At 73.7% G+C, this 11075-nt stretch carries 7 protein-coding genes; 5 read left to right on the top strand and 2 right to left on the bottom strand.

What is annotated here, in order from left to right; translation table 11 throughout:
* Nucleotides 1-20: 20 nt before the first annotated feature.
* Together BLR33_RS21450 and BLR33_RS21445 are read left to right on the top strand one after the other, a co-directional pair.
* On the top strand, nt 21-1382 hold the full coding sequence (locus tag BLR33_RS21450) for an SWIM zinc finger family protein (protein WP_093786169.1): 1362 nt from the start codon (nt 21-23) through the stop codon (nt 1380-1382).
* Nucleotides 1383-1544: 162 nt separating this feature from the next.
* Nucleotides 1545-3134, top strand: a complete 1590-nt coding sequence (locus BLR33_RS21445; protein WP_093786168.1) for a DUF5691 domain-containing protein — start codon at nt 1545-1547, stop codon at nt 3132-3134.
* Nucleotides 3135-3467: 333 nt separating this feature from the next.
* Here the strand turns inward: BLR33_RS21445 and BLR33_RS21440 are convergent, their stop codons facing one another.
* Nucleotides 3468-3881 (bottom strand): cobalamin B12-binding domain-containing protein, encoded by a 414-nt coding sequence (locus BLR33_RS21440; RefSeq protein WP_093786167.1) that lies wholly within the window; start codon nt 3879-3881, stop codon nt 3468-3470.
* Nucleotides 3882-4529: 648 nt separating this feature from the next.
* Here BLR33_RS21440 and BLR33_RS21435 point away from each other — a divergent pair.
* Entirely contained in the window at nt 4530-5288 is a 759-nt protein-coding gene (locus tag BLR33_RS21435) for an esterase/lipase family protein (protein WP_245771572.1), read from the top strand.
* A gap of 139 nt (nt 5289-5427) precedes the next feature.
* Nucleotides 5428-7056 (top strand): M23 family metallopeptidase, encoded by a 1629-nt coding sequence (locus tag BLR33_RS21430; protein WP_245771552.1) that lies wholly within the window; start codon nt 5428-5430, stop codon nt 7054-7056.
* 105 nt (nt 7057-7161) lie between these two features.
* On the opposite strand, the gene pcrA is transcribed toward BLR33_RS21430, so the two are convergent.
* Nucleotides 7162-9621 (bottom strand): DNA helicase PcrA, encoded by a 2460-nt coding sequence (pcrA, locus tag BLR33_RS21425; protein ID WP_093786165.1) that lies wholly within the window; start codon nt 9619-9621, stop codon nt 7162-7164.
* Nucleotides 9622-9865: 244 nt separating this feature from the next.
* On the opposite strand from pcrA, the gene BLR33_RS21420 reads away from it, so the two are divergent.
* Nucleotides 9866-11011 (top strand): C40 family peptidase, encoded by a 1146-nt coding sequence (locus BLR33_RS21420; RefSeq protein ID WP_093786164.1) that lies wholly within the window; start codon nt 9866-9868, stop codon nt 11009-11011.
* Nucleotides 11012-11075: the final 64 nt, after the last annotated feature.

Below are 11075 nucleotides of genomic sequence, written 5' to 3'. Positions count from 1 at the left end.
GGAGCACTACGGTCTGTGACATGGAAGAAACGGAATCGCGGTGGACCGCGGACCAGGTGCTCGCGCTGGCACCTGACGCCGCCTCACGCAAAGCGGGGGCGAAGCTGGCCTCGCCCGCGCCGTGGTCCGGCACGGGGGCGGCGGGCACAGCGGTGTGGGGGCTGTGCAAGGGCAGTGGCAGCAAGCCGTACCAGACGGCGGTGGACACGCGCGGCCCCGCCTTCCGCTGCACCTGCCCGAGCCGCAAGTTCCCGTGCAAGCACGCGCTGGCGCTGCTGCTGCTGTGGTCCGAGGGCTCCGACGGGCCGATCGCCGCCGCGGGCAGGGCGGGCGAGGAAGCGGAATGGGTCGCGGAGTGGATCGCCGCGCGCCGGAAGAAGGAGGAGGCCGCGGCCGCCGAGCCCGCGCGCCCGTCCGCGCCTGCCGACGCGGAGGCGGCCAGGCGGCGGGCCGAGCGGCGGATCGTGCGGGTCGAGGGCGGCGCCGCCGAGCTGGAGCAGCGGCTCGCGGATCTGCTGCGGGGCGGCCTGGCGGGGGCCGACAGTGCCGGGCACCGCCCCTTCGAGGAGACGGCGGCCCGGATGGTGGACGCGCAGGCGCCCGGACTGGCCGCGCGGGTACGGGAGTTGGGGTCCATCGTCACCTCAGGGGGCGACTGGCCGTCGCGAATGCTGGAGGAGACCGCTCTGCTCCACCTGCTGGCCCGCGGGTTCCTGGGCCGGGAGGGCCTGCCCGGCCCGCTGGTGGACACCGTGCGGTCCCGGATCGGCTTCACCGTGGACTCCGCCGACCTGCTCGCCGGGCCCACCGTGCAGGCCCGCTGGCAGGTCGTCGCGCAGTACGACACGGCGGACGACCGGCTGACGACCCGCCGGATATGGCTGCACGACGGCAGCGGCGGGAGCGCGGGCGGCGCCGGTCGGTTCGCCCTCGTGCTGGACTTCGGCGCGGCCGGGCGCGCGCCCCAACTGGCGCTGCCGTTGGGCGTGCTGATGGACGCCGAGCTGGCCTACCACCCCTCGGCCGTGCCGCTGCGGGCCGCGCTGGGCCCGCACCGCACCGCGCCGGAGGCGGCCCCGGTCCCGTCCGGCACCGCGATAGGCGCGGCCCTGGACTCCTACGGGGCGGCGCTGGCCGACGATCCGTGGCTGGACGCGTGGCCTGTGCTGCTCGGCGACGTCGTGCCCATACCCGGGCCGGACCGCTGGCAGCTCGCCGACGCCGGCTCGCAGGACGCCGTGCCGCTCGCGGGTCCCGCGCCCTGGCGACTGGCCGCGCTCTCCGGCGGCCACCCGCTGACGGTCTTCGCCGAGCTGACGCCGATGGGTGCCCGGCCGCTGACGGCGTGGCCGGGCCCGGCGGCGACAGCGGTGTTCCCGTAGGGCCGGACGACCCCGACCGGCGGGCCGGCCGGACCGGCGGCAGGCGGCAGGCGGCAGGCGGCAGGCGGCAGCGCACGTCGGCACACGGCGATGGCAGAAGCAACGGCAGAGCGATCACAGAGCGACGACAGCGGAAGCACCGCAGGAAGAGGGGGTCAGGTGATGACCGTGGCGTGGGACGACCTCGTCGGCAGCGCGCTGCTCGGCACCGAGCGCCGACGGCCCGCGGGGATCGTGGGGGACGCGGCCGAGGCCGCCGAGGGGCTGCTGGACGCGGCGGCCGAGGCCGTGGTCCGGCGCAGGGCCGGGGTGCTGCCCGCGGTGGCCGGGCCACGGCCGGGGCAGGCGGCGGACGATCCGCGGCCGCCGCTGCCCGAGGCGGCGGCCCGCCGGCTGCGGATGATGCTCACCGGCAGCGGCCGGGGCCGTCAGGGCGCGGCGCCCAACCTGACCGAGCTGCTGCCGCAGTGGCTCGCCGTCGCACGGCAGCGCGGCTGGGCGGTGCCGCACGCGCTGCTGCCCGAGTTGCTGGACGCGGCCCGCTCCCGTACCGACCTGCGGGCTGACGCGCTCGCCGTGGCGGGGCCGCGTGCGCTGTGGCTCGCGGCGCTGAACCCCGACTGGAAGTTCGCGCTGCGGGCGGGCGGGGGCGCGGTGGGCGCGGCGGCGGCCGCCGAGGACGAGTCGGCGCGGGCGCGGCTGTGGGAGGAGGGCCTGTTCGCCGAGCGGGTCGCGCTGCTGACGGCGGTACGGCGGGAGGACCCGGCGGCCGGGCTCGACATGCTCGCCTCGACCTGGCGCACCGAGCGGGCCGAGGACCGGCTGATGTTCATGGACGCGTTGCGGACGGGCCTGTCGCCGGCGGACGAGCCCTTCCTGGAGGAGGCGCTGGCCGACCGCAGCCGCAACGTACGGGCCACGGCCGCCGAACTGCTGTCGGCGTTGCCCGGTTCCGCGCTGGCCGCGCGGATGGCCGCCCGCGCCCGCAGCTGCGTGTCGCTGACCGCCGAGGGCATAGCAGTGGAGGCGCCGTACGAGTGCGACGCGGCGATGGAGCGCGACGGGGTGGCGCCCAAGCCGCCGAGCGGGCGGGGGGAACGCTCGTGGTGGCTGGGCCAGTTGGTGGACGCGGCGCCGCTGAGCATGTGGACCGAACGGTTCGGGGGCCGCAGCCCGGAGGAGATCGTCGCCCTGCCGGTGCTGGACGACTGGCAGCCCGACCTGCACGCGTCCTGGTGCCGGGCCGCGGTGCGGCAGCGCGACGCCGCGTGGGCGCGGGCCCTGCTCGGGCCGCCGCCGGACGGTTCCGGGCCGGTCACCCCGGTGGGCGACCCGGCGAAGCTGCTGTCGATCCTGCCGGCGCAGGAGCGGGCGGCGTGGGTGGCGCGGTTCGTGGCGGCGCATGGGCTGTCGGAGGCGTTCCAGATGCTGGGCGCGTGCGCGGTGCCCTGGAGCCCGGAGCTGGGCCGGGCGGTGATCGACGCGCTGGACATCGCACGGGACGGCGGCAGCTACCCGTGGAGCTTCAGCGGGGTGATGGGCCTGGCCGAGCGCTGCCTCGACCCTGCCGCGGCCGACCAGGTCGCCCTGCTGTCCGCCACCACGGAGGAGTCCCCCGGGGGTTCCCCGGGCGCGAGCGCCTACTGGTCCGAGGCGTTCCAGCGCCTCACCAGCACCCTTCGCCTGCGCGCCCTGATGCTCCAGGAACTCTCCGGCGCCCCCACCGCACCCCCGGAGGAGATCATGGAGTAGGAACCCGGGTGCCGGCTTCCGTGCCGGGCGCGCTCCGAGCCGGGCCCCGGCATATCCACGCCACGGACCCCGCCCCTCGCCGCCGCCGGGCGGCTCCCCTGCTGACACGGCCAGTGGGGCCGCCCGGTCACGTCAGCCGACACGGGAGCCGCTGGGCGCCGCCCGCCGTACGAAGGGCACGTCCTGGCCCCAGCGCGGGAGCTGCCTGCGTACCGCCGTGCGAACGGCCCCCCGCGGGAGGTGCTGGGCACCGCCCTACGAACGGCAGCCCCAGCTCAAGAGCTGCCTGGGCACCGCCCCACCAAGGGCACCCTCCCCGCTGTCCGCGGAGCGCTACGCCTCGGCGGGCTGGCCGACGTTTGCGTTGACCCATTCGACGACATCGCCCGTGGGGGTGCCGGGGGTGAAGATCGCGGCCACGCCGAGATCCTTGAGGGGCGGGATGTCGGCCTCGGGGATGATGCCGCCGCCGAAGACCTTGATGTCCTCCGCGTCGCGCTCGCGCAGCAGCTCGACGACCTTGGCGAAGAGCGTCATGTGGGCGCCGGACAGGATGGACAGGCCGATCGCGTCGGCGTCCTCCTGGATCGCGGTGTCCACCACCTGCTCGGGCGTCTGGTGCAGCCCGGTGTAGATGACCTCCATGCCGGCGTCCCGCAGCGCCCGCGCGATCACCTTGGCGCCGCGGTCATGGCCGTCGAGCCCCGGCTTGGCGACCACCACGCGGATCGGTCCGGACACTCCCATCACTGCCTCCATGGGTACGGCTCGCGTGCCGCGAAGCGGTGGCCGGGGGTTGAGGGCGGTGCCCGACCGCACCGGACGGCGTGGCGCGCAGGGGACGGGCACCCCACCGTGTGAACGAACGTTATCGCTCACCCGCCGCGCCCGACAGTTTTACGAACCGGGAGGAGGGGGAAGTCACACCTTGGGACACATGCACCAACGGTCCGGGTCGCCCGCGGCCCCCGGCGAGGGACACGCCGGGAGCGGCGGGGACGCCCGGCACGTTCCGTGAGAGCCGCTGCAAGGAAGCCGCACCACCTCGTTCGCAGCCGCAGGACCAGGCGGTGCGGCCTCCGCTCCGGCTCCCGCTGGGGGTGTCCGGGGATCGACGCCGATCCCCGGGCGCCACGACGGGAGGTGGGCGCAATGGGCAAGAGCGCCGACAAGGCCGAGAGGGCCGACAACGCCGGCGGGCGTGACGGGACCGGGAAGGGCGCCGGGCGCGACGGGACCGGGAGGGCCGCCGAGCCGAAGCCCGAGCCGGACCGCGCGGTCGACGGCAGCCCGTGGAGCCGTATCCCGGTGCTCTCCGCCCTGCCGCACTGGGGCGGGCACAGCGCGGACATCGCCCGGGCCACCGCGATCGACCTGGCCGTCCTCGCCGGGCACATGTTGCTCTACCCCACCGGGATGCTCCCCGAGCGCGCCCCCGCGCCGCCGCGCCCGAGCAGGTCGGCCGAGCCCGGAGCCGAGCCGGACCCCGCCGGGCAGGCGCCCGCGCTGCTGCCCACCGAGGGCCGCGCCCACCCGCCGGTGCTGATGCTGCACGGCTTCGTGGACAACCGCTCCGCCTTCGCCCTGCTGCGGCGCTCCCTGCTGCACAACGGCTGGACCCGCGTGCAGGCGCTCAACTACTCCCCGCTCACCGGCGACATCCGCACCGCCGCGGCCATGCTCGGGCCGCACATCGAGCGGGTGTGCGAGGAGTCGGGCCACGCGCAGGTGGACATCGTGGGCCACAGCCTGGGCGGCTTGGTCGCGCGCTACTACGTGCAGTGCCTGGGCGGGGACGCGCGGGTCCGCACGCTGGTCACGCTGGGTACACCGCACGCGGGCACCCGGGCCGTGCCCGCCCTCGCCCCGCACCCGCTGGCCCGGCAGATGCGGCCCGGTTCGGCGGTGCTGGAGGAGCTGGCCCGCCCGGCACCGGGCTGCCGCACCCGCTTCGTCGCCTTCTGGAGCGACCTGGACCAGCTGATGATCCCGGTGGAGTCGGCGCGCCTCGAACACCCGGACCTCCAGGCCCGCAATGTGAAGGTCTCCGGCATCGGCCACCTCGCCATGCCCGTGCACGGCTCGGTGGCCGCGGAGATCAGGCGGGCACTGTCCGGACCCGGCCCGCTGCGGGACGCCATCGACGCCGCATAACGGACACGTAACGGTCGAATATCGACCGAACACCGGGCAAGGCGGGCGGGCAGCCCCGGCAGGAGATTGTCCCGGCCCGGTACGGAGGGCTACAGTCGCCGCTAATTCTCCTGCTGCCGAGGCGAAAGAGAAGTTGGCGGTGAACGAAGGTCACCCGTCGGGATTCACCCCCGACTACGACGCCCACGCGTACGGCGCCTATTCCCCGGGCTCCTACCAGGCCATCGGCACCACCTACGCGGAGGAGACCGCCGCCACCGGCACGTACGGCCACATCCCGCAGCAGGCGATGCCCTACGACCCGTACGCCTACGGCTACGGCGGCTACGACCCGGGCGCCACAGGCTCCTACCCCACCGCCGGCTACGGCGGTTACGACGCCGGCACCGACACGACCGGCCGAACCGACATGGCCGACCCAGTCGACCCGTACGCCGCGCCCGGCGCGGCCGCGTACTACGACACGGGCAGCTACGACACCACCGCCCTGTGGCAGCCGGAGCAGCAGGCGGCCGCGCCCCAGCAGGACTGGGACTCGGGCGCCTACCCCGCCTACGGCTACGGGTACGGCTACGACGCCTCGGGCGACACCGGGCTCTACGAGCGGGTCGCCGAGTACGCCACCGGCTACGGCGCGGGCGCGCCGGCGTACGACACGATGGCGTTCCAGACGGGCACGTTCGAGGCGAGCACGTTCGAGACGGGTTCGTTCGACACCAGCGCGTTCGACACGGGTGCTTTCGCCACCGGCGGGTACGACACGACCGCCTTCGCTCCCGACGCGCTCGGCCGGACAAATGCCGAGACCGGCGGCAACCCCGCGTTCGACACGGCAGCCTTCGACGCGGCCGCCTTCGAGACCGGCACCTTCGAGACGGCCGCCTTCGCCGCCCCCGGCGTGGACACCACCGCCCACCACAGCCCCGTCGCCGCCCCCGACGCCCTCGATGCGGACGAACTCCTCGACGACGTGGACGTGTTCGCCGCGCGGTCCGGCGAGGAGCAGGTGCGGCACGACTACGCCCCCGACGGCGAGCCGGCAGGCGTCCGCGGCCGCCGAGCGCCCCGCAAGCGCTCGGCGCTGCTGACGGTCGCCGTGCCCTCGGTCGCCGTGCTGGGTGTGGCGGCCGTGAGCGCCGCCGCCATCGGCGGGGTCGGCTCCGCGCAGGACACCTCGAAGACCACGGCGGACGGCGCCCAGGGCAACGCGCCCACCACGCAGTTGGACCGCCAGCTGTCCGGGGTGAGCCGCGACGCGGACGACTTCGCCACCCGGGCCAACCGCTCGCAGGAGCGGGTGGACCTCAAGGACCGCCAGGAGGCGGCCAAGCGGGCCGCCGCCGCGGCCGCCGCCCGCAAGGAGGCGCTGCGGCCGAAGTTCGTGCTGCCGGTGAAGCAGAAGGGGCTCAGCGCGTACTTCGGGCAGTCCGGCGAGCACTGGATGGCGCTGCACACCGGGATCGACTTCCCCGTGCAGGTCGGCACGCCGGTGATGGCGGTGACCGACGGCACCGTGCGCACGCAGTGGAACAGCTCCTACGGCAACATGGCGATCGTCACGGCGCCGGACGGCACGGAGACGTGGTACTGCCACCTGAGCAGTACGAAGATCCGCTCGGGCAAGGTGAAGGCGGGCACGGTGATCGCCTACTCGGGCAACACCGGCAACACCACGGGCCCCCACCTCCACTTGGAGGTCCGCCCCCACGGCGGCGCCCCCATCGACCCGCTCCCGTGGCTCCTCTCCCACGGCCTCGACCCCCGCTGATTTTTTCTTTTATTACGACGCCCCTCCGCCTCCGGGCGCCGGAGTCACTGCCTGGGGGCGCCCCCACCGGGAGCCCTTGGGCTTATTGATCGGCCCCGTTGTGCTTCAGAGCTTTTCCACTGGGGCGTAGCGGAGGAGGAGCTGCTTCGGGCGCTCGTCGCCGAAGTCGATCGTGGCCTTCTCGTCGCCCGGGCGGCCGGTGACCGCGATGACCGTGCCGAGGCCGAACTGGTCGTGCGTGACGCGGTCGCCCACGGCGAGGGAGATGACCGGGCGGTCGCCCGAGGAGCGGCGCGTGGCGAAGCCGCCGGTGCCCGTGCGGCCGCGTGCGGCGAGCGTGGAGGACAGGGACGCCGCCGCCTTGGAGACGCCGTCGCCGCCGGCCGAACCGCCCGTGCGCTTCCACTTTATGAGCGAGTCGGGAATCTCCTCCAGGAACCGCGAGGGCGGGTTGTAGGAGGGCTGGCCCCAGGCGCTGCGCATCACCGAGCGGGTGAGGTAGAGCCGTTCGCGGGCCCGGGTGATGCCGACGTAGGCGAGCCGGCGCTCCTCCTCCAGTTCCTTGACCTGGCCGAGCGCGCGCATGTGCGGGAAGACGCCGTCCTCCATGCCGGTCAGGAAGACGACGGGGAACTCCAGGCCCTTGGCGGTGTGCAGCGTCATCAGGGTGATCACGCCGCCGGTGTCCTCGTCGTCGTCCGGGATCTGGTCGGAGTCGGCGACCAGGGCGACCCGCTCCAGGAAGTCGGCGAGCGTGCCCGGCTCCTCGTCGGTCTGCTCCTGCTCGAACTCCAGGGCGACGGCGGCGAGTTCCTGGAGGTTCTCCACGCGGGTCTCGTCCTGCGGGTCGGTGGAGGACTGCAGTTCCGCGAGGTAGCCGGTGCGTTCGAGGACGGCTTCCAGGACGACGGCGGGCCCCGCGCCGGACTCCACCACGGTGCGCAGCTCGTCCATCAGCGTGTTGAACCGCTTGACGGCGTTCGCCGAGCGGGCGGCCATGCCGTACGCCTCGTCCACCCGGCGCAGCGCCTGCGGGAAGGAGATCCGCTCGCGGGCGGCCAGGGCGTCGACCATCGCCTCGGCGCGCTCGCCGATGCCGCGCTTGGGCACGTTGAGGATGCGGCGCAGCGGCACCGAGTCCTCGGGGTTGGCGAGCACCCGCAGGTAGGCGAGCACGTCGCGGACCTCGCGCCGCTCGTAGAAGCGGACACCGCCGACGACCTTGTACGGCAGGCCGACCCGGATGAAGACCTCCTCGAAGACACGGGACTGCGCGTTGGTGCGGTAGAAGACCGCGACGTCGCCGGGGCGGGCGTCGCCGGCGTCGGTGAGCCGGTCGATCTCGTCGGCGACGTACTGCGCCTCCTCATGCTCCTGGTCGGCGACGTAGCCGGTGATCACCGGGCCCTGGCCGGCCTGCGTCCACAGGTTCTTGGCGCGGCGGTTGGCGTTGCGCTCGATCACGGCGTTGGCCGCGTTGAGGATGGTCTGGGTGGAGCGGTAGTTCTGCTCCAGCAGGATGGTGCGGGCCTGCGGGTAGTCCTCCTCGAACTGGAGGATGTTGCGGATCGTGGCGCCGCGGAAGGCGTAGATCGACTGGTCGGCGTCGCCGACGACGCACAGCTCGGCGGCCTCGTCCCCTGCGCCGACCAGCTCGCGCACCAGCGTGTACTGGGCGTGGTTGGTGTCCTGGTACTCGTCCACCAGGACGTGCCGGAACCGCCGCCGGTAGTGCTCGGCGATGTCGGGGAACGCCTGGAGCAGGTTGACGGTGGTCATGATGATGTCGTCGAAGTCCAGTGCGTTGGCCTCGCGCAGCCGCGCCTGGTACATCGCGTACGCCTCGGCGAGCTTCTTCTCGAACGGGTTCTGGGCCTTGTCGGCGAAGGTCTCCTCGTCGACCAGCTCGTTCTTGAGGTTGGAGACCTGGGCGCTGAAGGACTTCGGCGGGAACTGCTTGGGGTCCAGGTCGAGGTCGCGGCAGACCAGGGCCATCAGCCGGCGCGAGTCGGTGGCGTCGTAGATCGAGAAGGACGAGGTGAAGCCGAGCGCCTTGGACTCGCGGCGCAGGATGCGCACGCAGGCGCTGTGGAAGGTGGACACCCACATCGCGTTAGCCCGCGGGCCGACCAGCTCCTCGACCCGCTCCTTCATCTCGCCGGCGGCCTTGTTGGTGAAGGTGATGGCGAGGATGGCGCCGGGGTGGACGTGGCGGGCGCCGAGCAGGTAGGCGATGCGGTGGGTGAGCACGCGGGTCTTGCCGGAGCCGGCGCCGGCGACGATGAGCAGCGGGCCGCCGTGGTGCTCGACGGCCGCGCGCTGCTGCTCGTTGAGCCCCTCGAGCAGCTGGGCGGGGTCGGCGACGGGACGCGCGGCACCGTTGCGGTAGTGCGCGTCGTGCTCCGGCGGGCCGTCGTAGCGGCCCTGGAACAGGTCGTGCGGGACCTCCTCGCCGGGTCCGCCGCCCGCGGCGTCCTCCTCCGGGGGCGGGGGCTGCTCGGAGTCGGCCGGGCCGTGGGCCGCGTCCAGACCGGCCAGGAAGCTGTCGTCAAAGAGGCTGCTCATCGCCTCCCACTTTAGGCGCCCGGGCCGACACTCCCGCCCCGTCCGCGGAAGTCGCCCCTTCCGGCTTCCCGGGTAGCGCCGATACCACAGCGAGTGACGCTTACCGCGGGTACCCCTCGGATCGGCAAAAGATAACGAACAGGTATCGGGAGCTGTCGGACATGGCCCTTCCCAGCCGCGCGGAGCGGCCACTACGGTTCCGCACCAGCCGCAGTCGGCAGCGTCCGAGAGGAGTACGTCCGCCATGGCGACGCACCGTAAGGCTCGTACCGCGCTACTCAGCACCCCTGGGCCGCGCACGGCGGTGGGCATCACCACCGCCGCCCTGGCCACTGTCACCCTGCTGAGCGAGAGCGCGAGCGCGACCCCCGCGCCCGCCAAACCCGCGCAGCCCTCGATCGCCGAGGTGAAGGCCCGGGTCGACGCCCTGACGCACCAGGCCGAGGCCGCCACCCAGAAGTACAACGGCGCCAAGGAGCAGGCCGACCAGCAGAGCGCGAAGGTCAACCGGCTGCTCGCCCAGGCCGCCCAGAAGACGGAAGCGCTCAACAACTCCCGGCGGGTGCTCGGCGAGTACGCGGCCGCGCAGTACCGCGACGGTGGCGACCTGACCACCACCCGCTACCTGCTCTCGCCCAACCCCGAGGACCTCGCCGACGCCGCCCACCTCACGCAGGTGCTCAGCGAGCGGCAGCGCAGCGCGGTGGAGAGCTACCGCGTGCAGCAGGCCGCGGCCACCCAGCAGCGGATCGAGGCGGCCAAGAGCCTGGCCACCCTGACCTCGCAGCAGGCCCAGCTGAAGACCGCCAAGGCGGACGTGCAGGACAAGCTGGCCGCCGCCCAGAAGCTGCTCAACAGCCTCAACGCCGAGCAGAAGAAGCGCCTTGCGGAGCTGGCCGCCAAGCAGGAGGCCGAGGCGCAGGCGAAGGCGGCCAAGCTCGCCGCCGAGGAGAAGGCCAAGCAGGAGGCCGCGGCCAAGGCGGCCGCCGCCGCGAAGGCCGCGGGCACCTCCACGACCACGACGAACGCCCCGGTGAACTCCTCGGTCGCCCAGCAGGCCATCGCCTTCGCCCGCGACCAGTTGGGCAAGCCCTACGTGTGGGGCGCGACCGGCCCGGACTCCTACGACTGCTCGGGGCTGACCCAGGCGGCGTACAAGGCCGCGGGCATCGACCTGCCGCGCACCACCTACGACCAGGTGGACGTCGGCACCCGGGTCTCGGAGGACGACCTGCAGCCGGGCGACCTGATCTTCTTCTACAGCGATGTCAGCCACGTCGGCCTCTACATCGGCAACGGCGAGATGATCCACGCCCCGCACACCGGCACGGTGGTCAAGATCGCCCCGATCACCGAGATGCCCTTCTACGCGGCGGTACGCCCGTATTGATGCGCGGTGACCGGGCCGCCCGGTTCCGCCGCAAAGCTGCCGCACAAAACGTAAGGTCACAAAG

The sequence above is a fragment of the Actinacidiphila guanduensis genome (assembly GCF_900103985.1).
In the GTDB taxonomy this organism is placed as follows: domain Bacteria; phylum Actinomycetota; class Actinomycetes; order Streptomycetales; family Streptomycetaceae; genus Actinacidiphila; species Actinacidiphila guanduensis.
Note: the sequence above shows the minus strand (reverse complement) of the source record. Positions and strands in the feature narration are given on the sequence as shown.

Bases quoted from the DNA above. Each gene is read 5' to 3' on its own strand.
- BLR33_RS21440 (WP_093786167.1), bottom strand. From the start codon at position 3,881: ATGGGAGTGTCCGGACCGATCCGCGTGGTGGTCGCCAAGCCGGGGCTC.
- BLR33_RS21450 (WP_093786169.1), top strand. From the start codon at position 21: ATGGAAGAAACGGAATCGCGGTGGACCGCGGACCAGGTGCTCGCGCTG.
- BLR33_RS21435 (WP_245771572.1), top strand. From the start codon at position 4,530: ATGTTGCTCTACCCCACCGGGATGCTCCCCGAGCGCGCCCCCGCGCCG.
- BLR33_RS21420 (WP_093786164.1), top strand. From the start codon at position 9,866: ATGGCGACGCACCGTAAGGCTCGTACCGCGCTACTCAGCACCCCTGGG.
- pcrA (WP_093786165.1), bottom strand. From the start codon at position 9,621: ATGAGCAGCCTCTTTGACGACAGCTTCCTGGCCGGTCTGGACGCGGCC.
- BLR33_RS21445 (WP_093786168.1), top strand. From the start codon at position 1,545: ATGACCGTGGCGTGGGACGACCTCGTCGGCAGCGCGCTGCTCGGCACC.